Below are 255 nucleotides of genomic sequence, written 5' to 3' on the forward strand. Positions count from 1 at the left end.
GGCCTTAGGATACTCTCCTCACCCACCTGTGTCGGTTTGCGGTACGGGTACCTTTAACCTCGATAGAGACTTTTCTTGACAGTGTGAAATCAGCTACTTCGCTACTAAATTTCGCTCCCCATCACATACTAGCATTATCAAAGCGGATTTACCTACTTTGACTGCCTCAATGCTTGGGCACACATAACCAACAGTGTGCTTAGCTTATCCTACTGTGTCATCCCATCTCTCAAACGGTTATCGGTAGTACAGGAA

General features: G+C 45.9%; 1 rRNA gene. It reads right to left on the reverse strand.

Going from position 1 to position 255, the window contains the following annotated elements:
• Position 1: 1 nt before the first annotated feature.
• A 23S ribosomal RNA gene (locus KGF42_RS20695) occupies positions 2-255 on the reverse strand; the annotation flags it as partial.

It is taken from the genome of Clostridioides sp. ZZV15-6383, from assembly GCF_020657735.1.
Lineage (GTDB): Bacteria > Bacillota > Clostridia > Peptostreptococcales > Peptostreptococcaceae > Clostridioides > Clostridioides difficile_D.